General features: G+C 72.3%; 23 protein-coding genes and 1 riboswitch. Of the genes, 11 read left to right on the top strand and 12 right to left on the bottom strand.

Features of this window, described 5'->3' with window-relative positions:
• Positions 1–12: 12 nt before the first annotated feature.
• The 5 genes from cobN to ACFWU9_RS16800 all read right to left on the bottom strand — a co-directional run bounded on the left by cobN (position 13) and on the right by ACFWU9_RS16800 (position 8,345).
• A complete protein-coding gene (gene cobN, locus ACFWU9_RS16820) occupies positions 13–3,726 on the bottom strand; it encodes a cobaltochelatase subunit CobN (RefSeq protein ID WP_384318929.1) in 3,714 nt (1,237 codons plus the stop codon).
• Positions 3,723–5,285 carry a cobyric acid synthase gene (locus ACFWU9_RS16815; protein WP_384318927.1) on the bottom strand — a complete coding sequence of 521 codons (1,563 nt, stop codon included), beginning with the start codon at positions 5,283–5,285 and terminating at the stop codon, positions 3,723–3,725. Before ACFWU9_RS16815 ends, cobN begins: the two co-directional genes overlap by 4 nt.
• Entirely contained in the window at positions 5,282–6,268 is a 987-nt protein-coding gene (locus ACFWU9_RS16810; protein WP_384318925.1) for a cobalamin biosynthesis protein, read from the bottom strand. The genes ACFWU9_RS16815 and ACFWU9_RS16810 overlap by 4 nt, the downstream gene beginning before the upstream one ends.
• Positions 6,269–6,410: 142 nt before the next feature.
• A riboswitch (cobalamin riboswitch) is annotated at positions 6,411–6,487 on the bottom strand.
• 245 nt (positions 6,488–6,732) lie between these two features.
• On the bottom strand, positions 6,733–6,981 hold the full coding sequence (locus tag ACFWU9_RS16805) for a hypothetical protein (protein ID WP_384318923.1): 249 nt from the start codon (positions 6,979–6,981) through the stop codon (positions 6,733–6,735).
• Positions 6,982–7,073: 92 nt separating this feature from the next.
• Positions 7,074–8,345, bottom strand: coding sequence for an anion permease (locus ACFWU9_RS16800; RefSeq protein WP_384318921.1), 1,272 nt, complete (start codon positions 8,343–8,345; stop codon positions 7,074–7,076).
• Positions 8,346–8,559: 214 nt separating this feature from the next.
• Here ACFWU9_RS16800 and ACFWU9_RS16795 point away from each other — a divergent pair, with 214 nt between their 5' ends.
• From ACFWU9_RS16795 to ACFWU9_RS16785, 3 genes are all read left to right on the top strand, one after another.
• Positions 8,560–9,258, top strand: a complete 699-nt coding sequence (locus tag ACFWU9_RS16795; RefSeq protein WP_384318919.1) for a class II aldolase/adducin family protein — start codon at positions 8,560–8,562, stop codon at positions 9,256–9,258.
• An 82-nt stretch (positions 9,259–9,340) separates the two neighbouring features.
• Positions 9,341–10,468, top strand: a complete 1,128-nt coding sequence (locus tag ACFWU9_RS16790) for an alpha/beta hydrolase (RefSeq protein ID WP_384318918.1) — start codon at positions 9,341–9,343, stop codon at positions 10,466–10,468.
• Between the two features lie 180 nt (positions 10,469–10,648).
• A complete protein-coding gene (locus ACFWU9_RS16785; protein ID WP_384318916.1) occupies positions 10,649–12,082 on the top strand; it encodes a hypothetical protein in 1,434 nt (477 codons plus the stop codon).
• Positions 12,083–12,145: 63 nt separating this feature from the next.
• Here the strand turns inward: ACFWU9_RS16785 and ACFWU9_RS16780 are convergent, their stop codons facing one another.
• Positions 12,146–12,547 (bottom strand): VOC family protein, encoded by a 402-nt coding sequence (locus ACFWU9_RS16780; RefSeq protein ID WP_384318914.1) that lies wholly within the window; start codon positions 12,545–12,547, stop codon positions 12,146–12,148.
• A gap of 235 nt (positions 12,548–12,782) precedes the next feature.
• Between ACFWU9_RS16780 and ACFWU9_RS16775 the strand changes: the two genes are divergently transcribed.
• The 3 genes from ACFWU9_RS16775 to ACFWU9_RS16765 all read left to right on the top strand — a co-directional run bounded on the left by ACFWU9_RS16775 (position 12,783) and on the right by ACFWU9_RS16765 (position 15,864).
• Positions 12,783–14,381: an ABC-F family ATP-binding cassette domain-containing protein gene (locus tag ACFWU9_RS16775; protein WP_384318912.1), complete on the top strand. Its 1,599-nt coding sequence runs from the start codon at positions 12,783–12,785 to the stop codon at positions 14,379–14,381.
• Positions 14,382–14,720: 339 nt separating this feature from the next.
• Positions 14,721–14,939, top strand: coding sequence for a helix-turn-helix domain-containing protein (locus ACFWU9_RS16770; RefSeq protein ID WP_023542602.1), 219 nt, complete (start codon positions 14,721–14,723; stop codon positions 14,937–14,939).
• A 133-nt stretch (positions 14,940–15,072) separates the two neighbouring features.
• Positions 15,073–15,864: an enoyl-CoA hydratase/isomerase family protein gene (locus ACFWU9_RS16765; protein WP_384318910.1), complete on the top strand. Its 792-nt coding sequence runs from the start codon at positions 15,073–15,075 to the stop codon at positions 15,862–15,864.
• Between the two features lie 44 nt (positions 15,865–15,908).
• On the opposite strand, the gene ACFWU9_RS16760 is transcribed toward ACFWU9_RS16765, so the two are convergent.
• Complete coding sequence (locus ACFWU9_RS16760) at positions 15,909–16,604, bottom strand: type 1 glutamine amidotransferase domain-containing protein (RefSeq protein WP_384318908.1); 696 nt, start codon at positions 16,602–16,604, stop codon at positions 15,909–15,911.
• Positions 16,605–16,741: 137 nt separating this feature from the next.
• The gene (locus ACFWU9_RS16755) at positions 16,742–17,494 is read right to left on the bottom strand and encodes a hypothetical protein (RefSeq protein ID WP_384318906.1); all 753 of its coding nucleotides are present in this window, start codon (positions 17,492–17,494) and stop codon (positions 16,742–16,744) included.
• A 93-nt stretch (positions 17,495–17,587) separates the two neighbouring features.
• Here ACFWU9_RS16755 and ACFWU9_RS16750 point away from each other — a divergent pair, with 93 nt between their 5' ends.
• The 5 genes from ACFWU9_RS16750 to amaP are packed head-to-tail and all read left to right on the top strand — an operon-like array spanning position 17,588 to position 19,921.
• Complete coding sequence (locus ACFWU9_RS16750) at positions 17,588–18,070, top strand: Asp23/Gls24 family envelope stress response protein (protein WP_384318905.1); 483 nt, start codon at positions 17,588–17,590, stop codon at positions 18,068–18,070.
• A 33-nt stretch (positions 18,071–18,103) separates the two neighbouring features.
• Positions 18,104–18,295, top strand: coding sequence for a hypothetical protein (locus ACFWU9_RS16745; RefSeq protein ID WP_384318903.1), 192 nt, complete (start codon positions 18,104–18,106; stop codon positions 18,293–18,295).
• A gap of 24 nt (positions 18,296–18,319) precedes the next feature.
• Positions 18,320–18,646, top strand: coding sequence for a hypothetical protein (locus ACFWU9_RS16740; RefSeq protein WP_384318901.1), 327 nt, complete (start codon positions 18,320–18,322; stop codon positions 18,644–18,646).
• Positions 18,643–19,338 (top strand): DUF6286 domain-containing protein, encoded by a 696-nt coding sequence (locus ACFWU9_RS16735; RefSeq protein WP_384318899.1) that lies wholly within the window; start codon positions 18,643–18,645, stop codon positions 19,336–19,338. Before ACFWU9_RS16740 ends, ACFWU9_RS16735 begins: the two co-directional genes overlap by 4 nt.
• Positions 19,339–19,342: 4 nt before the next feature.
• Positions 19,343–19,921: an alkaline shock response membrane anchor protein AmaP gene (gene amaP, locus ACFWU9_RS16730; RefSeq protein WP_384318897.1), complete on the top strand. Its 579-nt coding sequence runs from the start codon at positions 19,343–19,345 to the stop codon at positions 19,919–19,921.
• A 62-nt stretch (positions 19,922–19,983) separates the two neighbouring features.
• Here amaP and ACFWU9_RS16725 read toward each other — a convergent pair whose 3' ends face one another.
• From ACFWU9_RS16725 to ACFWU9_RS16710, 4 genes are all read right to left on the bottom strand, one after another.
• Positions 19,984–20,739, bottom strand: a complete 756-nt coding sequence (locus ACFWU9_RS16725; RefSeq protein ID WP_384318895.1) for an SDR family oxidoreductase — start codon at positions 20,737–20,739, stop codon at positions 19,984–19,986.
• 5 nt (positions 20,740–20,744) lie between these two features.
• Entirely contained in the window at positions 20,745–22,574 is a 1,830-nt protein-coding gene (locus ACFWU9_RS16720) for a glycoside hydrolase family 15 protein (RefSeq protein WP_384318893.1), read from the bottom strand.
• A gap of 29 nt (positions 22,575–22,603) precedes the next feature.
• A complete protein-coding gene (locus ACFWU9_RS16715; protein ID WP_384318891.1) occupies positions 22,604–23,392 on the bottom strand; it encodes an SURF1 family protein in 789 nt (262 codons plus the stop codon).
• Between the two features lie 118 nt (positions 23,393–23,510).
• Positions 23,511–23,744, bottom strand: a complete 234-nt coding sequence (locus ACFWU9_RS16710) for a hypothetical protein (protein WP_384318889.1) — start codon at positions 23,742–23,744, stop codon at positions 23,511–23,513.
• Positions 23,745–23,780 lie beyond the last annotated feature (36 nt).

Here is a 23,780-nt window from a genome sequence, read left to right as displayed (position 1 = left end):
GAACTCGCGCTCTCATTCGCCGCCGCCCTCCAGATCGCCCTCCAGCTCCAGATACGTCGCCCGCAGCCGCTCCAGCGTCCGCTCGTCCGGCTCCGCCCACAGCCCCCGCTCGGCGGCCTCCAGCAGCCGTTCGGTGATGCCGCGCAGCGCCCACGGGTTGGACCGCCGCATGAACTCCTGGTTCTCCGGCGCGAAGACGTACTCCGCCGACAACTTCTCGTACATCCAGTCGTCCACCACACCGGCCGTCGCGTCGTAGCCGAAGAGGTAGTCCACGGTCGCGGCCATCTCGAACGCGCCCTTGTAGCCGTGCCGCCGCATCGCCGCCATCCAGCGCGGGTTGACCACCCGTGCCCGGAACACGCGGTGCGTCTCCTCGCCCAGCGTCCGTGTCCTGATCTGGTCCGGCGTCGCGCTGTCGCCCACGTACGCCTCGGGCGACTCACCCGTCAGATGCCGCACCATCGCGACCATGCCGCCGTGGTACTGGAAGTAGTCGTCCGCGTCGACCAGATCGTGCTCCCGGGTGTCGACGTTCTTCGCCGCCACCTTGATCCGCCGGAACGCCGTCTCCATGTCGCCGCGCGCCGCGCGCCCGTCGAGTCCGCGCCCGTACGCGTAGCCGCCCCACACCGCGTACACCTCGGCCAGGTCCGCGTCCGACTGCCAGTTCCGCGCGTCGATCAGCGGCAGCAGACCCGCCCCGTACGCGCCCGGCTTCGACCCGAAGATCCGCGCGGTCGCCCTCCGCCGGTCGCCGTGCTCGGCCGTGTCCTGGTCGGCGTGCGCCCGTACGTAGTTGGCGTCGGCCGGCTCGTCCAGCTCCGCCACCGCCCGTACCGCGTCGTCGATCAGCCCCACCACATGCGGGAAGGCGTCCCGGAAGAAGCCCGAGATCCGCACCGTGACGTCGATCCGGGGCCGCCCCAGCTCCGCCGCGGGCACGATCTCGAAACCGGTGACCCGCCGCGACGCGTCGTCCCACACCGGCCGGCAGCCCAGCAGCGCCAGGATCTCGGCGATGTCGTCGCCCTGGGTGCGCATCGCGGAGGTGCCCCAGACGGTCAGCCCCACGGAGGCCGGATAGGCGCCCGTGTCGGCCAGGTAGCGGGCGACCAGCGAGTCCGCCAGCGCCTGCCCGACCTCCCACGAAAGCCGTGACGGAATCGCCTTGGGGTCGACGGAGTAGAAGTTGCGGCCGGTCGGCAGCACGTTGACGAGTCCGCGTGTCGGGGAGCCGGAGGGACCGGCCGGGACGTAACCGCCGTCCAGGGCGCGCAGGATGTTCGTGATCTCGTCCGTCGTACGGGCCAGCCTCGGCACGACCTCGGTGGAGGCGAAGCCCAGCACGGCGACCGCCGACGCCAGTTCGTGTCCCAGCACCCGACCGACCAGCGGGGCCACCGCCGGCAGCTCCCAGCCCCGCTCCTCCATGCCCTCCGCCAGCCGCCGGCAGAGCTGCTCCAGCAGGTCGATCGCGTCCGCGGCGGTCCGCGCCGGGCCCGCCACCAGGTCCGTCAGCTCCGCCGGCACCTTCACCGGTGCCCCCGGCTCACCGAGGAGCTCCTTCTCGACGAGTCCGAAGTGCTCGGCGAGCGCCGCCCGCAGGCCCGGCAGGGCGTTCGCCTCGCCGCCCCACACCTGTGAGGCGCGCAGCACGGCGAGCACCAGGTTGACCCGCGCCTCGCCCTCGGGGCCGCCGCCGAGGACATGCAGACCGTCCCTGATCTGGACGTCCTTGATCTCGCAGAGATAGCCGTCGACATGCATCACGAACGAGTCGAAGTCGTCCTCGCCCGGCTGTTCGTCGACATGCAGGTCGTGGTGGAGCTCGGCCGCCTTGACGAGCGTCCAGATCTGGGCGCGCACGGCCGGGGCCTTGGTCGGGTCGAGATCGCTGACCAGCGCGTACTCGTCGAGCAGCTGCTCCAGTTTGGCCAGGTCGCCGTAGGTGTCGGCGCGCGCCATCGGCGGCACCAGATGGTCCACGACGGTGGCGTGGCCGCGCCGCTTCGCCTGGGTGCCCTCGCCGGGGTCGTTGACGATGAACGGGTAGATCAGCGGCAGTTCGCCGAGCACCGCGTCCGGGCCGCACCCCGCCGACAGACCGAGGCCCTTGCCGGGCAGCCACTCCATCGTGCCGTGCTTGCCCATGTGGACGATCGCGTCGGCGCCGAAGCCGTTGTCCGAACTCGCCGTCTCCAGCCAGCGGTACGCCGCCATGTAGTGGTGCGACGGCGGCATGTCCGGGTCGTGGTAGATCGCGATCGGGTTCTCGCCGAAGCCGCGCGGCGGCTGGATCATCACCACGACGTTCCCGAACCGCAGCGACGCGAGGACGATGTCCTCGCCGTCCACGTACAGCGAGCCCGGCGGCTCGCCCCAGTGCTCCAGCATGCCCGCGCGCAGCTCCGGGTCCAGCGTGTCGAACCAGGCGCGGTAGTCGGCCAGCGGCACCCGCGCGGGCGCCACGGCCAACTGCTCCTCCGTCAGCCACTCCACGTCGTGGCCACCGGCGTTGATGAGCCGGTGGATCAGCTCGTCCCCGTCGTCGGGGTGCCCGTCCGCGCCCTCTCCCACCCAGTACCCGGCGTCGCGCAGCGCGTCCAGCACCCGCACCGCCGACGCCGGGGTGTCGAGACCGACCGCGTTGCCGACGCGTGAGTGCTTCGTCGGGTACGCGGTGAAGACCACGGCCAGCCTCTTCTCCGCGTTCGGCCGGTGCGCGAGCCGGGCGTGCCGCACCGCGATCCCCGCGACCCTCCCCGCCCGCTCGGGGTCGGCGACGTACACCGGGACGCCGCCGGGGCCCTCCTCCTTGAAGGAGAACGGGACGGTCACGAGCCGTCCGTCGAACTCCGGGATCGCGACCTGCATCGCCGCGTCCATGGGGGACAGCGCGGCGTCGGAGGCGTCCCAGGCGGCCCGCGACGTGGTCAGACAGAGCCCTTGCAGGACGGGTACGTCGAGGTCGGCCAGCGCCCCGACGTCCCACGCCTCGTCGGCGCCGCCCGCCGACGCGTCCGACGCGACGGTGCCGCCGGCCGCGAGCACGGTCGCGATCAGCGCGTCCGCCGCGCCGAGCCGCTCGTACAGCGCGGGATCGGCGCCGCGCAGTGAACCGCAGTACACGGGAAGGGCGTTGGCGCCCCGCTCCTCCACGCGGTCGCAGAGCACGTCCACGAAGGAGGTGTTCCCGGACAGCTCGTGCGCGCGGTAGAAGAGCACCGCGACGGTCGGCCGTCCTTCCACGAAGGCGCGCTCGCCGTGCACACCCCACTCGGGCATCGCGCGCGGCGCGTCGAATCCCTCACCGGTCAGCAGCACGGTGTCGGAGAGGAACCGCGCCAGCTCCGCGAGATTCTCCGGACCGCCCTCGACCAGATAGCGCAGCGCCTCCGCCACCACCCCGGCGGGCACCGACGAGTCGGCCATCAGCTCCGCGTCCGGTACGGACTCACCGCCCAGCAGGACGGTCGGTATACCGGAGGCGGCGAGCGCGGCGAGACCGTCCTCCCAGGCGCGTTTGCCGCCCAGGAGCCGTACGACGGCGATCCGCGCCCCCGCGATCAGCGCGGGCAGGTCCTCGGCGGCGTCGACCCGGGTCGGGTTGCCGATGACGTACGGCGCCCCGGAGGCGCGGGCGGCCAGCAGGTCGGTGTCGGCGGTGGACAGCAGGAGGACGGTGCCCGTCCGCTCGCCGTCCTCGTTGCTCACGGTGGTCATGGCGCTCCAGGTGCGATGAAGGGAAGTCCTGACGGGGCGCCCGACTCGATCAGCCGCAGCAGCGCGTCCGTGTCCGCGTGTTCTTCGATCAGATCGCCGAGGAGGTCGAGCTGCTCCTCGCGAAGGGTGGCGAACGAGGTGTCCGGGGCGGGGACGAAGCGGCGCCCGGCCGCCGCGGCGACCTCCCGCAGGAAGGCCCGCCGGAAACCGTCGCTCTCCAGCGAGCCGTGCCAGTGCGTGCCCCACACCGGCCCCACGCGCGTCCCGTCCAGCCGGCGGCCGGCGCCGTCGACCATGAAGGGATCGCCGCCTTCCACGGAGGCGACACCGTGATGGATCTCGTAGCCCTCGACCCGCTCGCCGAACGCTTCTCCGACGGGCCGCCCGAGGGTCTTCCCACGGGCGAACTCGACGCGTACGGGCAGCAGTCCCAGCCCGTCGACCGAGCCCGCGCGGGACTCGACGTCGTCCTCGATGTGCTCGCCGAGGAGCTGGTAGCCGCCGCAGACACCGAGGACGGGGCGCCCTTCGGCGGCGCGCCGCCCCAGCGCGTCGGCGAGACCGCGCTCACGCAGCCAGGCCAGTGCCCGCACCGTGCCGCGCGTACCGGGGACGATCACCAGGTCCGCGTCCGCGATCTCGTCGGCGCGGTCCACGAACCGCACCACCACGCCCGGTTCGGCCGCCAGCGCGTCCACGTCGGTGAAGTTCGACATCAGGGGCACCGCGCAGACGGCGACCCGCAGGATCTCCTCTCCGTACGGAGGCGCCACCACCGACTCGCGTACGGCGCCGCGCAGCGAGACCCGCAGCCCGTCCTCCTCGTCGATGCCCAGACCGTGCCGGAAGGGCAGCACACCGTAGGTGGCGCGGCCGGTCAGCCCGCGCAGCATCTCCAGGCCCGGCTCCAGCAGCGACACGTCGCCCCGGAACTTGTTGACGAGATAGCCCGCGACCAGGTCCTGGTCCTCGGGGCTCAGCAGCGCCGTCGTACCGAAGAAGGACGCGAAGACGCCGCCCCTGTCGATGTCGCCGACCACGACGACCGGCAGCCGGGCGGCCCGCGCGACGCCCATGTTCACGATGTCGGTACGCCGCAGATTGATCTCCGCCGGACTGCCGGCGCCCTCGCAGATCACCGCGTCGTACGTGCGCCGCAGCTCCTCCAGACACTCCACGACGGTGCCCAGCAGGGTCTCCTGGCGGCCGGGCCCCGAGCCGTCGCCGTGGTAGCCGCGGGCGCTCAGCTCACCGACCGGCCGTCCCATCAGGACGACTTGACTGCTCCGGTCGCCGCCCGGCTTGAGCAGGACGGGGTTCATCAGCGCCGTCGGCTCGACGCGCGCCGCCTGTGCCTGCATGGCCTGCGCCCGGCCTATCTCGGCCCCTTCGCGCGTCACGAACGAGTTCAGCGACATGTTCTGGCCCTTGAAGGGCGCCACCTTCACGCCCCGGCGTACGAGCCAGCGGCAGATGCCCGCCGTCACGACGCTCTTCCCGGCGTCGGACGTCGTGCCCGCGACGAGCAGCCCACCGCCGCGCGTAGGTCCCGTGCTCATCGGCCCCTCCTCTTGAGGAGGTTGTCGGCCAGCAGCCGTCCGGCCACGCAGACCCCGAAGGCCAGCAGGCCGACACGGCGGGACAGTGCGACCGCGCGCTCGATGTCGGCCACCTCGACCGGTCGCCCGCCGCCGTTCAGCACCGGCCGGTGCTCGACCCGCCCGCCGTACGCGAGGGTCCCGCCGAGCCGTACGCCCAGCGCGCCCGCGAACGCGGCCTCCACCGGGCCCGCGTTGGGGCTCGGATGGCGGCCCGCGTCGCGCCGTACCGCGCGCAGCGCCCGCGCGGGCGCGCCGCCCGCCACCGCCGCCAGCGCGGCCGTGAGCCGGGCGCCCGGCCAGCCGACCACGTCGTCCAGCCGCGCGGACGCCCAGCCGAAGCGCAGATGGCGCGGCGACCGGTGTCCGACCATCGCGTCCAGCGTGTTGACGGCGCGGAACGCGACCAGCCCGGGCACCCCGCCCAGCGCTCCCCAGACGAGTGCTCCCACGACGGCGTCCGAGGTGTTCTCGGCGACGGACTCCACCACCGCGCGGGCGATCCCCGGCCCGTCCAGATGCTGCGGATCCCGTCCGCACAGACGCGGCAGCCGCTCCCGTGCCCCCTCGATGTCCCCGGCCGTCAGCGCCCCGCCGACGGCGCGCGCCTCGCGCCCCAGGGTCGTACCGCCCACGACAGCCCACGTGACGGCGGCGGTCAGGGCGACCGAGGCGGCCGTACGGTCCCGCAGCCCGCGTGCGACGAGCACGGCCGTCCCGGCCGTACCCCCGGCGCACACGACGGCGTGCAGCGCGCCCCAGCCCCGGTGGTCATGCCAGAGCAGGCGCTCCACGGCGCCCGCGGCCCGCCCGAAAAGGGCGACCGGATGACCGCGCCGGGGATCGCCGATGAGCCGGTCCGCGAGCAGACCGGCGGCGGCGCCGTACGCGAAAACGCTTCCCTGGGCCGGTACTTCGCGGCCCGCCGAATACTCGGCACGCATCGCTCAGCCCGCCGATACGCCTCGGGACGCTCTCGGGGTTCTCGTGGACGAAGGTCTGAACTCGACAGCTGAGCCGCAGCCGGGCATGGCGACATGTCCTCACTCAGGGTCCGCGCCCCGGTTCGACGTGATGCGGCGACAAGAGTTCCTGGCTCCCGGGGACATGACTGTCCCCGGTCACAGTGGCGGGACCGCGCCGGATTCGCACCGGCTTCCTCTCGCTGTCGCCGTATTGGCCTCGGCAGTCCACCACGCGTGAGAATTCCCGTCAACCAGGCTTTGACCTGCGACGGGGCAGTGTGCTCATACCCACACGGCGCGGGCGCCCGACACCGGGGGACGGCCGGAGGGGCCGCCCGGCTCCTGGAGGCGGTCGGTGGCCCGTTACGGCGACGAAGAAGGGGGAGCGACCCGGCCGGTCCGCCCTGCCGGGTCGCCCCCTCAACGTGTGTGGTCGCGCCGGGTCAGGCGACGATCATGTAGATCCCGTACGAAACGGCCGCCAGGCACAGGGCGAAGCAGAGGTACGCGCCGGTGCGGGCGACCGCGACGGACCCGCCGCCCGTGCCCTCCGTCGCCGTCGTGGAGCCCTCCGTGGGCGCCGCGCCCTTCGCGAGCGCGACGATGCCCAGGGTGAAGAGGCCCACCAGGGCGACGGTGGCCACGAGACTGACGCCGAAGACGGAGCCGAGCGCCGCCCAGTCGATGTTCATGCTGAAGGTGTCCTTAGCTTCTTCGAGTCGATCGGTCGGTCGGTCGCCCAGTCGTCGAGTCGCTGAGTCGTCGAGTCGACAGGTCGCCGGTATCAGACGGTCGCGGGCCTGGCCGGTTCGCCGGCGGCGTCACCGGCGCTCTCCGGGCCGGGCGCCGGGATGGTGGCGGCGATCTCCGACGCCGGACCGCCGACGGGCGGCGGGGTGACGGCGGCGACCGCGGCGGCCACGACACCCGAGGGCGCGTCCGTCCCGGTGGGCCCGTCCGCCTCGTTGACGTTGGTGTGGTCGACCGGCTGGCGCCGCGACGCGGCCCAGATGACCGCCGAGAGCGCGACGAGGAGCGCGGCGGTGACCGCGACACCCCAAGCGCCCTGCCCGGTCAGGAACTCGGCGCCCGCCGCGACCAGCCCGGCCGCCGGCAGGGTCAGCCCCCAGGCGACGAACATCCGGGTGGCCGTCGACCAGCGGACGACTCCGCCCTTGCGGCCGAGACCGGCCCCCATCACCGCACCCGAACAGGACTGGGTGGTGGAGAGCGAGAAACCCAGATGCGAGGAGGCGAGGATGACGGTCGCCGCGCTGGTCTGGGCGGCGAAGCCCTGCTGCGGGCGGAGATCGGTGAGGCCCTTGCCCATGGTGCGGATGATGCGCCAGCCGCCGAGATAGGTGCCGAGCGCGATCGCGACACCGGCGGAGACGATGACCCACAGCGGCGGGTTGGAGCCGGGGGAGAGGACGCCTCCGGTGACGAGCGCGAGGGTGATGACACCCATGGTCTTCTGCGCGTCGTTGGTGCCGTGGGCGAGTGAGACGAGGCCGGCCGACGCGATCTGTCCGGCGCGGAAGCCCTTCGCCGTGGCCTTCTCGTCCGTGCCGCGCCCGATGCGGTACGTCAGCCGGGTGGCGAGCATCGCGGCCAGACCGGCGACCAGGGGCGCGGCGAGCGCCGGGAGCAGGACCTTGGTGACGACGACCCCGCCGTTGACCCCCGAGGTGCCCACGGACATCAGCGTGGCGCCGATGAGACCGCCGAAGAGCGCGTGCGAGGAGCTCGACGGAAGGCCGAGCAGCCAGGTGAAGAGGTTCCACAGGATGGCGCCGACGAGCGCCGCGAAGATCACTTCCGTTCTGATGCCCTGCTCGTTGATGAGTCCGCCGGAGATCGTCTTCGCGACCTCCACCGACAGGAACGCGCCGACGAGATTGAGCACGGCGGACATCGCCACCGCTGTTCTGGGTTTCAGCGCGCCGGTCGAGATGGTCGTCGCCATCGCGTTGGCGGTGTCGTGGAAACCGTTCGTGAAGTCGAACACGAGAGCCGTGACGATCACGATCGCGAGCAGCAGCGTGAGGTGTTCCATTAACCCTGGCAATCCCTTGATTTCATCGGCCGTTCAGGAACGTAGGGATCTTCCATGAACAGCAGATGAACTGGGGCGGGCTTCGGGGTGACGTAGGGGCGTGGGTGCTTGTTCGGCCCCTCGCCCGGACGCCCCGCACCGCGCCGGGATTCACCCGAAGGTGGACCTCGCGGACCCGCGCGGAGCCGGCCGGGGCACCTGGCAGGATCGCCGTATGACGCGAACCGCAGACGGGCACGGGCAGAGGCGCGAGCACCCCGGCAGCCACGGGCCGGAGATCGAACAGGCGTGGCGGGACCTCGTCGCCACCGCCCGCCGGAGCGCGGCGGACGGACTGGTCGTCGGCACCTCGGGCAATGTCTCCGTACGGGTCGGGGAGCTCGTCCTCGTCACACCGAGCGGGGTGGCGTACGACCGGCTGACGCCCGGGGACACCGTCGCCGTGGATCTCGACGGCGAACAGGTCATCGGCGGTCTCAGGCCCACGAGCGAACTGCCGATGCATCTGGAGGTCTACCGGAACACGGACGCCGGCGCCGTGGTCCACACCCACGCCGTCCACGCCACCGCCGTCTCCACCCTCGTCACCGAACTCCCGCTGATCCACTACATGGCGGCGGACTTCGGCGGTCCGGTCCGGGTCGCCCCGTACGCGATGTACGGCACGGACGCCCTGGCCCAGAACATGGTGCGCGCGCTGCGCGACCGCACCGGCTGTCTGCTGGGGAACCACGGCACCGTCACCCACGCCGCCACCCTGGACAAGGCCTACGACCGTACGGCCCAGCTGGAGTGGATGTGCCGCCTCTGGCTCACGGCCCGCTCGGTGCCCGGCCACACGCCCACCCTGCTCTCCCGGCAGCAGGTGCGCGACGTCGAGGAGCGCCTCAAGGGCTACGGCCAGCAGGGCTGAGCGGGCACCGGACCGCCCGGCCGCGTCACCCCGGACGGCTGCTCCACTGGCCGGACCGGCCGTCCGTACCGACACTGGGAAAATGCGCCCGGCCAGAGCGACGGCAGCAGCCGTCACCACAGTGATCGGTGTCGGCACGGCCGCTGTGGCGGCCGGCCGGTACGCAAGCGACGCCGCGCTCAAGGCGCCCCGCGGACGGCCCCTGCCGGGCGACCCACGGCTCACCGTGCACGCCACGGCCGCCGGCCGGGTGACCCTCACACGCTGTCTGGCCTCCCTGCGGCCCGGCACCTACGGGCTGGTGTCCCCCGACGTCCAGGCGGTCGTCGGACCGGTCATCGACGACGTGCCGCACCCCGCGGACACCGTCGTCCGCCGGCTGGAGCGCGTCGGCCGCGGCACCTTCCACGCCGGCAGACGCGTCCGGCTCACCCCGCAGCTCCACCAGGGCGACCCCGGCAGCGCCCTCGGGCTCGAATACGACCAGGTGGAGATCCCCGGTGAACTCGGCGCGCTGCCCGGGTGGTTCGTGCCCGGCAGCCGGGAGACCTGGGTGATCACCGCGCACGGGCTCGGCGCGACCCCGGAGCACCCTATGAACGTCATGGAGTTCCTGGTCGAGCAGCACTTCCCGATCCTGAACCTGTTCTACCGGGGCGACAAGGGCGCCCCGCACTCCCCCGACGGCCTCGGCCATCTCGGCGACACCGAGTGGCGCGACCTCGACGCCGCGATGCGCTACGCCCTGCGGGGCGGTGCGGAGAACGTCATCCTGTACGGCTGGTCCGTCGGGGCGACGATGGCCCTGCACGCAGCCGCGAAGTCCGGACAGCGCGACCGGATCAAGGGGCTCGTCCTGGACAGCCCCGTGCTCGACTGGGAGGCGACCCTGCGCGCCCTCGCCACCGCGCGCCGCACCCCCGGCCCGCTGCTGCCGCTCGCCGTCCGCGCGGCCCAGGGCCGGACCGGACTGCGCGGCGGCCGGCTGTCCGTGGTCTCCGATCCGGCCGAGCTCCATGTCCCGACACTGATCGTCCACGGCCCCGACGACGCCCTGGCCCCCTGGTACCCCTCCCGCGAACTGGCCGCCCGCCGCACCGACCTGGTCACCCTCCACACGGTGTCGGACGCCCCGCACGGTGCCATGTGGAACGCGGACCCCCTCGGATACGAGGAGACGCTCCGTCGCTTCCTCACCCCCCTCATGTAACCCCGCGTCACCCTCACCCACCCCCGGGCGCAACCTTCGTGCGGTAAGCCCGCGGAAGCTCTCGGAGCGCCCCCGGCCACCCTCCGCTCCGGTGTCTTCCCCAGCGTGTGACCGGCGGGAGAAGGCCCGGGCGGGAGGTTCCGTTTGGGCTTTCGGGCAATCAGCGGGAAGACTGCTCCCGTGACGTCCCGAAAGCCTGATGAGCAATTGGCGCGCAACTCCAGACTCCGACTCGTCCGTCCGCGGGCCCTGACCACGGCCCGCCGGGCCGTGACCACCGGGCGAACACGTCCGGCGCCCCGTCCGCCGGAGGGCACACCACCGCCCGCGGAGCTGGCCCGTCAGGCGCGGGCCGTGCTCGCCGACGCCGTACGGATCGCCCGCTGGGCCGCGGCCGACCGGGACCCCGGAGCGGGCCCACTGGCCCCCAAGGCCCGGGAACGGGCCGCCACCGCCCTGGAGCTGACGCCGGACCAGGTGAGCGCGGGCTGGGACCGCGCGAGGCTGGCCGGGCTCGTCGAACTGCACGGCGGCACCGCGCGCCCCGGCTGGCGCCTGCGCGCCTGGGACCGCGACGAGTCCGCCGTCCTGCGCGGCTGGGTCGCCCTCTTCGACGCCTGGTCGCTCGTGCACGCCGCCCCCGACGACCTCGCCCCGGCGACCGTCGCCGAGGTCGTGGAGGCCGTCCCCCAGGTGCTCTCCCTCCTCCAGCTCTCGGCCGGCCCCGTGCTCGTACCGGCCCTGCTCGACCTGCTCCAGCAGCGCGTCGCGGAACTGCGCGACGAGCGCTGCGAGGTGCCGTACGACCCCACGACCGCGTCCGGCCCCACGGCACCGACCGCCGCCGCGCCCGCGCCCGACTCCGACGGCGCCCCGGCCACCGACACGGCCGTCCCGCTGCCGCAGCTGCTCGACTGGGCCCTGGAGGGCCTGGCCGCCGTCGGCGCCCTGACCCTCGGCGAGGGCCAGGCGACCCTCACCCCGCTCGGCAACTGGGCGGTGTGGGTCAAGCTGGAGCAGATCTGCGTCGCCGCGCAGAGCCCGGCGGGCAACATCGAACAGTCCGCGGAGAACATGCTGCGCGGCTGCGCCCGGCTCACCCCCGGACCCGCCCGCGCCGAATACCGTGCCTGGCTCGCCGCCCGCACCGTCGGCAGCGCGGTCACCGAACTCCTCGCGGTGGCACGCGGCGAGGACGCGCTGCTGCGCGGGCTCGCCTTCGAGGCGCTGCGTGTCGTCGGCGCCCCCGCCGAGCCGGAGGTGCGTACCGCGTCGGCCGAACCCTCCCTGCGCCCCTACGCGTTGCTCTGGCTCGCCGAGTACGAGGGGGCGGACCCCGAGGACGCGCCGGACGTCCTCACCCGTGAGGAGTCGACCTGGCTCTGGGTCGACACCGCGGCGGCCGTCGCCGACCACGGCGAGACGGCGCTGCTCGTGCGCCATCTCGACTCGGCCGTCCAGGGCACCGTCCCCGCCCTGCTCGACGAGGTCAGGGCCGTCGGTCATCCCCGCACCGTGCAGGTGCTGGTCGCACTCGCGGCCGCGCACCCCGACCCGGCGCTCGCGAAGGCCGTACGCCGGGCGGCGTTCCAGGTCCACACCGGAGGAGCCTGACCGGGACCGCCGCCGCCCGCGTCGGCCCGCACCGCCCCCGCCCCGTGCCCCGGGGCCGGAAGCTCAGCCGCCGGCGCCCGGCGCGTACGTCCCGAAGCTCCACACGTTGCCCTCCGCGTCACGCGCCATGTAGTCCCGCGACCCGTAGTCCTGGTCCGTCGGCGGCATCAGGATCTCCACGCCCTGCCCCGCGGCCCGCGCGTGGTGCGCGTCCACGTCCTCGACCACCACGTAGACGCCGACGGGCCCGCCGCCCGCCATCGCCCGGGCGAAGACGCCCTCCCGCTTCCGCGATCCCAGCATCACCATCCCGTTCCCATGAGCCAGTTCGGCATGGAGGACGCTGCCGTCCTCGCCCTCGTACACACTCACCTCCGTGAAGCCGAAGGCGTCCTTCAGGGTCCTGATGGCCGCCTTCGCGTCCTCGTAGACGAGCGTCGGACAGATACTCGGCGCACCGGCCATGCCGATCACCCTTCCCCAAGCTCGGATGTGACCTGTGTCTCAGTTCCCCCAGTCTGGCACCGGCCACCGACAACGCAGCCCGGCCGCATGCTCCCGGGGGACCCCGTGAGGCGTAAAGCAGTTGTGCGGCCCCGGTAGACTCGACCGCATGGCATTTCTCCTTGTGCATTAGCCGGCGTCGAAGAATCCCCTCCGCCCGCCCTTCCGCCGTCCATACCCGCCCTGGAGTTTTTCCGTGATCACCGCCACCGGTGTCGAGCTGCGCGCCGGCGCTCGCGTCCTCATCGAGTCAGCCTCCTTCCGTATCGCCAAGGGCGACCGCGTCGGCCTCGTCGGCCGCAACGGAGCCGGCAAGACCACTCTCACCAAGTGCCTCGCGGGTGAGGGCATCCCCGCCGCCGGCACCATCACCCGCTCCGGCGAGGTCGGCTATCTGCCCCAGGACCCGCGCACGGGCGACCTCGACACCCTCGCCCGCGACCGCATCCTCTCCGCCCGGGACCTCGACTCCGTCCTGAAGAAGATGCGCGAGAACGAGGACCGGATGGCGAACGGCAAGGGCGCCACCCGCGAGAAGGCCATGAAGAAGTACGAGCGCCTGGAGACGGAGTTCCTGACCAAGGGCGGTTACGCCGCCGAGTCCGAGGCCGCCACCATCGCCGCCGCGCTCGGCCTGCCCGACCGGGTCCTCGGCCAGCCCCTCCATACGCTCTCCGGCGGCCAGCGCCGCCGCGTCGAGCTGGCCCGCATCCTCTTCTCGGACGCTGACACCCTGCTGCTCGACGAGCCGACGAACCACCTCGACGCCGACTCCATCGTCTGGCTCCGGGACTACCTCAAGACCTACCGCGGCGGCTTCATCGTCATCTCCCACGACGTCGACCTCGTCGAGACAGTCGTCAACAAGGTCTTCTACCTGGACGCCAACCGCTCCCAGATCGACGTCTACAACATGGGCTGGAAGCTCTACCAGCAGCAGCGCGAGTCCGACGAGAAGCGCCGCAAGCGTGAGCGCGCCAACGCGGAGAAGAAGGCCGCGACCCTCAACTCGCAGGCCGACAAGATGCGCGCCAAGGCCACCAAGACCGTCGCCGCGCAGAACATGGCCCGCCGCGCCGAGCGCCTGCTGTCGGGCCTGGAGGCGGTACGCCAGTCGGACAAGGTCGCCAAGCTGCGCTTCCCCGACCCGGCGCCGTGCGGCAAGACGCCGCTGACCGCCGAGGGACTGTCGAAGTCGTACGGATCCCTGGAGATCTTCACCGACGTCGACCTCGCCATCGACAAGGGCTCGCGCGTCGTCATCCTCGGCCTCAACGGCGCGGGCAAGACGACGCTGCTGAGGCTGCTCGCCGGGGTGGAGAAGCCCGACACCGGTGAGGTCACCCCGGGCCACGGCCTCAAGCTCGGCTACTACGCGCAGGAGCACGAGACGCTCGACCCCGAGCGCTCGGTCCTGGAGAACATGCGGTCCTCCGCCCCGGACCTGGACCTGGTCGAGGTCCGCAAGACCCTCGGCTCCTTCCTCTTCTCCGGGGACGACGTGGACAAGCCGGCCGGGGTCCTGTCCGGCGGCGAGAAGACCCGTCTCGCCCTCGCGACCCTGGTGGTCTCGTCGGCCAACGTGCTGCTCCTGGACGAGCCCACGAACAACCTCGACCCGGCCAGCCGTGAGGAGATCCTGGGCGCGCTGCGCACGTACAAGGGCGCGGTCATCCTCGTCACGCACGACGAGGGTGCCGTCCAGGCGCTCGAACCCGAACGGATCATCCTGCTGCCCGACGGTGTCGAGGACCTGTGGGGCGCCGACTATGCGGATCTGGTGGCGCTGGCCTGACCGGGCACAAGGCGTGATCCACTCCGTATGGATCATTCGGCTCAGCGGTGATCCATCATCTGAGTGAGTGCGTCTCGTACTTTGGCGTGGCGCGGCGACGATCAAGCCGTTCCATGACCAGTTGGATCAGCTTTCCGGCGCACCTGGTCTGACCTGCGATTTCTTGGGCGTCTTCGGTGATGGGGCTACGTATGCCGCTCTGGAAGTAGCAATTCCGTTCGTGTTCGAATGCTGCGCTCCGCCGAAGCTTGTGGTGCGAACCTTGCTGAATGGGTGGCCAGGAGCGGCCCGAGGGGTGATCATGAGAAGTCCAGAGCGCACTTCCATGAGGAGGCACGGGTGGCCGAGACTCTGAAGAAGGGCAGCCGGGTAACCGGCCCCGCGCGCGACAAGCTCGCGGCAGACCTGAAGAAGAAGTACGACTCCGGTGCGAGTATCCGGGCGCTGGCCGAGGAAACGGGCCGGTCCTACGGATTCGTCCACCGGATGCTCAGTGAATCCGGAGTCACGCTGCGGGGACGCGGCGGAGCGACACGCGGCAAGAAGGCCTCGGCCTGACGACCGCGTACAGCTTCTCCGGCCACCGGTTCCGCCGGTGACCACCCGGCCGGTCGTCGCGGTCGACCGGGTGGTTACTGTGCAGTAGCCCAGCAGACCCTGCTGACCGACTGCACCGAACCGGAGGCACCCCATGACTTCGATCGATCCCGTACTCGACAAGGACGGCGTACGGCTCACCGTCGAGGACGCGGTTGCCGTCGTGACCCTGACCAACCCGGCCAAGCGCAACGCTCAGTCTCCCGCTCTGTGGCGGGCGTTGACGGAAGCCGGGCAGGCACTGCCGGGCAGCGTGCGGGTCGTCGTGCTGCGTGGCGAGGGCAAGTCCTTCTCCGCGGGCCTCGACCGGCAGGCGTTCAGCCCCGAGGGCTTCGACGGTGAACCTTCCTTCCCGGAGCTGGCGCGCCGTTCCGACACGGAGCTGGACGCGGCCATCGCCGAGTACCAGTCCGCCTTCACCTGGTGGCGCCGGGCCGACCTCATGTCGATCGCCGCTGTCCAGGGGCATGCCATTGGCGCCGGATTCCAGCTCGCGCTCGCCTGTGACCTGCGCGTGGTCGCGTCGGACGTACAGTTCGCCATGCGCGAGACCGGTCTCGGCCTCGTCCCCGACCTCGGCGGCACACATTCCCTCGTCGGCCTCGTCGGGCAGGCCCGCGCGCTGGAGATCTGCGCGACGGGCCGCTTCGTCCAGGCGGAGGAGGCCGAGCGCACCGGTCTGGCCAATCTGGTGGTGGAGCCGGCGGAACTCGACGGGGCGGTGCGCGACCTGACCGCGGCGCTGCTCGCCGCGCCGCGCGACGCGACCATCGAGACGAAGGCGCTGCTGCTGGGCGCCTCGTCACGTACGTACGACGAACAGCGCGCCGCCGAGCGCGCGGCCCAGGCGCGCCGCCTGCGGGACCTGGCGGGCATCGGCGACTAGGCCCCACCCGGCGGATCCGGATCCTCGGTGGCCCGGAACACCCGTCACTTGAGGATGGCCAGCATCCGGTCTCCCAGCACCGCGGCCGAGGCCGGGTTCTGCCCGGTGACCAGATTGCGGTCCTCGACCATGTACGGCTCCCAGATCGGGCCGCGGCTGTAGTTGACCCCGACCTTCTCCTGCACGTCGGTCTCCAGCAGCCACGGCGCCCTGGAGGCGAGCCCCACGCCTTCCTCCTCCTCGTTGGCGAAGCAGGTGATGTTGAAGCCCTCGAACGGCGACTTGCCGTGGATCCTGGTGGCCAGCATCGAGGCCGGAGCGTGACAGACGATGAACAGCGGGTCACCCGAGGCCAGTTGCCGGGTCAGCAGCCGGCCGACATCGGCGTCCCACGCCAGGTCCGCCATCGGACCGTGACCGCCCGGCAGGTACACCGCGTCGTAGTCCTCCAGGCGGACGTCCGACAGCAGCAGCGGCCGGCGCATCACCTCCGCGGAACGGATGACGGCCTCCAGTTCGAGGGCACTGTCGTTTCCGCCGACCATCTCGGGACGCAGACTCATCATGTCGACGTTCGGGGTCACGCCGTTCGGCGTCGCGACGACGACCTCGTGGCCGGCGTCCGTCAGTATCTTGTACGGGTTCGCGAACTCCTCGGCCCAGTAGCCCGTCGCGTACCTGGTGCCGTCGTTCAACACCCAGTAGGTGGCTCCGCTCACGATGAAAAGCACCTTGGACATGGCAAAGGTCCCCTCTCGGACGCGTATGACGGTTCCGCGGGACGAGCCACGAGACGACTCGCCGCGGCCGGTTTCCCCCCTTCTGCCAATCTAGGCTCGGTCATTCGGGTGTGCGCGCCGAGCCGAGGGGACCTCGGTCACCGGGGTCCCCGCTGGGCCTGCCCGTCCGTCGCGTCCACCGCCGTGACGATCACGGCCACCGTCGGGTGACTCGGCAGCGAGGCCGAGACCGCCCGGCTCACCGCGCGTACCACCTCCGACGGGTGCCGGCCCGGCGCCGTCGCCAGCTCGACCCGGACATGGCCCGTGGTCACGAGCACCGCGGCGCCGAGCGACCCCGACAGATGAGCCACCCCCGGTACCTTTGCCGCGACGACCGCCGCCGTGCCCCTCGGGACGACGGGGATTGACCCGAAGGGCTCAGCGGCCCCCACCGAATCGCCGGCCCCGCCCCCGGGAGCCGAATCCGGCTCCCTGTCGAGCAGCGCCGTCACCCGCAGATCGACCTCGCCCACCCGCAGGCCGAGCCGGTCCACCGCGTACGCGTACAGGGCCGTACGCAGCCGTTCCGCCACGTCCGGCAGGGGCTCGCCCGCGACCGCGGCGAAGTCCCCCTCGATACGGAGAAGGCCGGGCGGCAGCGCGCTGGGCGGCGGTGGTACGGCGGGTTGCTCCGCCGAGCCGGGATCGGCCAGAGCGACCCTCAGCCGCCCGAGAACCGCGCCGGGGACCCCCGCCGCCGTACGCCGCAGTGCCGTCGTCGCCGCCCGCTCGGCCAGCCAGGCCCCGTCGGCCGCGTCGCCGAGCGGGAGCAGCCGCCCGAGGTCGAGCCGTTCGCGTACGGCCGCCGTCCAGCCGTCCCCATCGTTCGCGTCCTGCCCAGTCGTCATGGCCCCAGACTGCCGCATTCCCGGCGCGAGACCGGGCAAGGCGCCCTAATGTGTACAACGAGTCCATCAGCGCCCGGAAAGGGGCGAATCGCTATGTCCGATACCGCACAGCGCAACCAGTCCGACCCCGCCGCCAAGACGCCGTCCGACGACCAGCGGAAGTCCCCCGCGAGAAGGGGTGGCGGCGACCCGGCCGTCCGCGGCCGGACCACCATCGCCGACGGGGTCGTCGAGAAGATCGCCGGCCTCGCCGCGCGTGACGTGCTCGGCGTCCACGCGATGGGCAGCGGTATGTCCCGTACCTTCGGCGCCGTACGCGACCGGGTCCCCGGGAGCACCAAGTCCGTCTCACGCGGGGTGAAGGCGGAGGTCGGCGAGGTGCAGACCGCCCTCGATCTGGAGATTGTCGTCGACTACGGCGTGTCGATCTCGGACGTCGCGCGCGATGTGCGGGAGAACGTGATCTCCGCCGTGGAACGGATGACGGGCCTTGAGGTTGTCGAGGTCAACATCGCCGTCAGCGATGTGAAGCTGCCCGACGAAGAGGACGAAGAGCCCGAGTCACGGCTCCAGTAACGGCCGGTTCGAAGACCGAAGAGGAGTCACTCGATGAACATGGCGTTGGTCGGCCTGTTGGCCGGCATGGCTCTGGCGTTCGCCGGATATTTCGGCGGGTTCGGAGCCTTTCTGCTGGTGGCCGCGTTGGGCGCGGTGGGGTTCGTGGCCGGCCGATTCCTCGACGGCGATCTGGAAGCGGGTGACCTCTTCCGGGGTCGGGACCGCAACGAACGTCGGCGGTGACCGCCCGTGGCCGGTGAGCGGGTGGTGGCTGAGGAGCGCGGGGCGACCACGATCGCCGACCGGGTCGTCTCGAAGATCGCCGCGCAGGCGGCCCGGGAGGCGCTGGGAGGCGTACCGGAGGGCGGTGCGGCGCCGCACGCGGGCGTCGTGGTCGACCACGACGTGGCGCGGGTACGGATCGGTGTCGAGCTGGACTACCCCTCCGACATCGGCGCCCAGTGCGGCGCGGTGCGTCACCGGGTCGTCCAGCGGGTACACGCCCTGGCGGGGATGGACGTGCCCGAGGTGGTGGTCAGGGTCGAACGGCTCCACTCCGTCCACACCCGCGCGGCACAGGGGAGGATCACATGAGCGAGCCGCAGGGCGAGGGGACCGAGCGCTCCCCGGGCGCTGTCCGCGAGGACATGGTCGAGCTGGACCAGTCGTCCTCAGCGTCGCGGTACGAACCGCGACGGCCGACCCTGGCGAAGGGCGAGGGCGAGGGCGACGGGGACGAGGACCACGGGACCGGCCGTTTCTGGGCCGGGCGCCGGATCCCGGCCGCGGTGGTCGCGGCGGTGCTGGCCGGCGCGGCGGGTCTGGTGCTGTACGACGTATCGGCCGTACGCGCCGAACACCCCGCCATGTACTGGCGCCGCTGGCTGGCCGATCGGCTCGCCACCGTGCCCCTGGACAACACCTGGGTCCTGGTCGGCTCCAGTGCCGCCGCGGCCGTCGGCGTCTGGCTGATCGTCCTCGCCCTGACACCGGGCATGCGCCAGGTGCTGCCGATGCGGCGCGGACCCTCGCGCGTACGGGCCGGGCTCGACCGGGAGGCGGTGGCGCTGATCCTGCGCGACCGGGCGCTCGAAGTCGCCGGTGTGCAGTCCGCACGGGTACGGGCCCGCCGCTCCAAGGTCCGCGTGCGGGCCATCTCCCACTTCCGCGAACTCGACGACGTACGCGCCGATCTCGACACCGCGCTGGGTGCCGGCATCGGCGAACTGGGCCTTGTCGATCCGCCGGGGCTCTCCGTGCGGGTGCGCCGGCCGAAGAAGGGATGACGGGATGCTCAGGGTCGTCAACCGTGTCCTGCTGGGTCTGGTCGGGCTGGCGCTGCTCTGCGTGGGCGGCGGGGTCTTCGCGACGGGGCTCGGCGTGTCCGTACCGTCCTGGTGGCCCTACTCGGGCCGCCACGACGTGCTGCTGACCGACGCGGACCGGGACCGCTGGAGCGGCCAGAGCTGGTGGTGGCCGGTGGTCATCGCGGTGCTCACGGTCCTGGTGCTGCTGACCCTGTGGTGGCTGCTGTCCCAGCTGCGGCGCTCGCGCCTGGGGGAGGTGCTGGTCGAGAGCGGCAACGGCGAGGGCGCGCTGCTGAGGGGACGGGCGCTGGAGAACGTCCTGCAGAGCGAGGCCGAGGCGCAGCACGGTGTGTCCCGGGCCCAGGTCCGGCTGACGGGCCGGCGCACCGCGCCGGAGGCGCGGGTACGGCTGCTGCTGGAGCCGCACGCGGCGCCGGGACGGGCGCTGGAGGAGCTGACGGAGGAGGCGGTGGCGCACGCCCGGGACTCGGCGGGGCTGGCCGCGCTGCCGACGGAGGCGAGGCTGCGGGCCTCGAAGCACCGGGCGCGGCGCGTGACATGAGGGGGTGCGCCCCTTTCCGGAGCCGGGGCTCTGCCCCTCACCCGCCGCCGTGACCGGTCGGTTCAGTACCCGTGGCGGGTGCCGCCGTCCACCGGGAGCATCACGCCCGTCAGATACGACGCCGCCGGCGAGAGCATGAACGCCGCCGTACGCCCGAACTCGTCCGGCGTGCCGTAACGCCGCAGCGGTATGCGGGCCTCGTGCGCCGCGCGTGCCGCCGCCGGGTCCCCGGCGAGCGCGTCCAGCTCCCGCACCCGGTCCGTGTCGATCCGGGCCGGCAGCAGGCCGACCACGCGGATGCCGCGCGGCCCCACCTCGCCGGCGAGCGACTTCGCGAACCCCGCCAGGCCCGGCCGCAGTCCGTTGGAGATGGTGAGACCGCGGATCGGTTCGTAGACCGAGCCCGACAGGACGAGACCTATGACCCCGCCCTCGCCGAGCTCCGTCGCCGCCCTGCGCGCGAGGCGTACCGCGCCGAGGAACACCGAGTCGAAGGAGGCGAGCCACTGCTCGTCCGTCGTGTCCAGCGCCAGCCCCGGCGCCGGTCCGCCGACGCTGATCAGGATCCCGTCGAAGCCGCCGAACCGCTGACGCGCCACGGCGATCAGGCGCTCCGCGACACCGGGGTCGGCGTTGTCCGCGACCACCCCGAAGGCGTTCCGGCCGATCGCGTCCGCCGCCTCGCCGACGGACTTCTCGTCGCGCCCGGTGACGACCACCTTCGCGCCGTCCGCGGCCAGCGCCTCGGCGGACGCGCGCCCCAGTCCCCGGGACGCGCCGGTGACGATGTAGACGCGGTCCCTCAGTCCAAGATCCATGGCCCCTATCCTGCCTCGTCCCCCTGGGCCAGGGCGAGGGCCGTCCCCACGAGACCGATATGGCTGAACGCCTGCGGGAAGTTGCCCAGTTGCCGGCCGATCGCCGGATCGTACTCCTCGGCGAGGAGGCCGACATCGTTGCGCAGGGCGAGAAGCCGCTCGAAGAGCTGAGTCGCCTCCCGACGGCGGCCGGTCATCAGCAGGGCGTCGGCCAGCCAGAACGAGCAGACGAGAAACGTTCCTTCGCCGCCCGGCAGTCCGTCGATCGACGCCCCCTCGGTACTGTAGCGGCGCACCAGTCCGTCCGGGCCGAGCTCCGCCCGCACCGCGTCGACCGTCCCCACGACCCGGGGATCGTCCGGTGGCAGAAAACCGAACCGCGGGATCAGAAGTGTGGCGGCGTCCAGCTCCGTGGAGCCGTACGACTGGGTGAAAGTGTTGCGAACCGGGTCGAATCCCTTCTCGCACACCTCCCGGTGGACCTCGTCGCGCATCGTCCGCCACCGGTTCACATCGCCGCGCAGCGAGGGATCGGCCTCCAGCGTCTTCACCGCCCGGTCGGCGGCGACCCACGCCATCACCTTGGAGTGCACGAAGTGCTGCCGGGGCCCGCGCACCTCCCACAGCCCCTCGTCCGGCTCACGCCACTTCGACTCCAGGAAGCCCAGCAGGGCCAGTTGGAGGTCCCACGCGTGCGGCTGCCCCGGCAGGCCCACGCTCCGCGCCACGTGCAGGGAGTCGATGACCTCGCCGTACACGTCGAGTTGGAGCTGTTCGACCGCCTCGTTCCCGATCCGGACCGGGCGGGAGCCCGCGTAGCCGTTGAGCCACGGCAACTCCCTCTCCGGCAGCCGCCGTTCGCCCGCGACCCCGTACATGATCTGAAGGTCGGACGGGTCCCCGGCGACCGCCCGCAGCAGCCAGTCGCGCCACGCCCTGGCCTCGTCCACATAGCCGGCGCTGAGCAGGGCGTTGAGGACGAGGGCCGAGTCACGCAGCCAGCTGTAGCGGTAGTCCCAGTTCCGTACGCCTCCCAGCTCCTCGGGGAGCGAGGTCGTGGGCGCCGCCACGATGCCGCCCGTCGGCGCGTAGGTGAGCGCCTTCAGCGTGAGCAGGGAGCGCAGGACCGCGTCGCGGTAGGGCCCCTTGTACGTACAGAGCGCCGCCCACTCCTCCCAGTCCTCCGTGCTGTGCTCCAACGCCTCGAAGGGGTCGGTCAGATCGGGGCGCGGCAGATGCGAGGGATGCCAGGTCAGGACGAAGGCGACCTGCTCCCCGGCGCCGACGGTGAACGACGAGCAGGTGCTGAACTCCTGCCCCCACGTCTTGACCAACGGCCCCTCGTCCGGCGCCGGTTCACCGTCGGAGGGCCGCGCCCGCGAGACGCTCCGCAGCCACACCGAGTCCGGCCCGGCGACGGCGACCCGCTGGCCGTCGGTCCTGCGCACCCACGGCACGATGGAGCCGTAGTCGAAGCGCAGCCGCAGCGTCGCGCTCATCTCCACCGAGCCGCTGACGCCCTCCACGATGCGGACGACATCGGGCGCGACATCGCGCTGCGGCATGAAGTCGGTGACCTTCACCGTGCCGCCCCTGGTCTCCCAGAGGCTCTCCAGCACCAGCGAATCGCCCACGTACCGGCGGCTGGTGCACCGGCTCGCGTTCCGGGGGGCGAGCAGCCAGTGGCCGTTCTCCTTGTTGCCGAGCAGGGTCGCGAAGCAGGCGGCCGAGTCGAAGCGTGGCAGGCACAACCAGTCGATCGAGCCGTTCATGCCGACAAGAGCCGCGGTCTGCAAGTCGCCGATGAGGGCGTAGTCCTCGATGCGTTGGGTCACTTCTGCCCTGTTCCCGCAGGACAGGCGCGTTATGCGGCGGCCGTCGCGCGCTCGGGGGCGCTCCGGGCGGCGCTCACCGCGCGGTCGCGCCTTTCGCGCCGTACGAGAACGACCCAGCCCACGGGCACGCCGGCGGTGAACAGCCACCACTGCACGGCGTACGCCATGTGCGGCCCGATGGATCCGGAGTCGGGCTCGGGGATCTGCCGCGGGCTCCCGCCGGCCGCCGCGGGGGCGGTCTGCTCGATGTAGCCGCCGAGGACGGTCCGGCCGAGGGACCTGGCCTGCTGCTCGCTGTTGATCAGCATGACCTGGCGGTCCGGGAGGTCGCTCAGCTCCTTGATGCCGCTGGTACCGGTCGTCTCGTCGGCCTTGAGACGGCCGGTGACGGTGACCTCGCCCCTGGGCGCCGCCGGGATGTCGGGGAAGGAGCGCTGGTCGGCCCCGAAGGGGATCCAGCCCCGGTTGACGAGGACCGCGCGGCCGTCGCCGAGGACGAGCGGGGTCAGGACATGGAACCCGACGGTCTCGTCGGAGTTGGTCCGCCGGCGTACGACGACCTCGTCGGCGGTGTCGAAGGTGCCGGTGGCCTCGACCCGCCGCCAGTAGTCGGCACGCGGCACGGTGTGGCCGGGGGAGGTGAGCTCGGTCACGGGGACCGGCTTCGCCTTGAGGTTGCCCGCGATCAGCGCGTTCTGCGCCACCCGGTGTTCGTGCCGGTGCAGCTGCCAGAAGCCGAGCTCGATCATCACGGGGACGAGGAGGAGGGCGAGCAGGGTGAGAATCACCCACTGACGCGACAAGAGGAACCGGTACACGCCTCCGACGGTACCCGGCGGGTCCGTCCCGCCCGGCAGCGGGTCCGGCCGCCCGGCCGGCGCCCCGCCCCGCCGGCCGGGCGCCGGTACGCCCGGCCGTACACCTGTCCGACGGCCGTCACACCCGGTCGACGATGCCCGCCTTTCCCTCGGCGCGGGCGCAGTGGGCCCCGCAGAACCACTGCCCCCCGACCTCGACGCCCTGGCCGATGATCTGGACGCGGCAGTGTTCACAGACGGGCGCCATGCGGTGGATGGCGCAGGAGAAGCAGTCGAAGACGTGCACCGCGCCCTGCGCGTGCACCTCGAAGGACATGCCGTACTCGTTTCCGCAGACTTCGCAACGTGCCATGCGCCACAGGTTGGGACGCGGCGGCGCGCTGTGCGA

The sequence above is a fragment of the Streptomyces sp. NPDC058653 genome, assembly GCF_042716895.1.
In the GTDB taxonomy this organism is placed as follows: Bacteria; Actinomycetota; Actinomycetes; order Streptomycetales; family Streptomycetaceae; genus Streptomyces.
The sequence above is the reverse complement of the archived record's forward strand: the minus strand, read 5'-3'. Positions and strand labels throughout refer to the sequence as shown.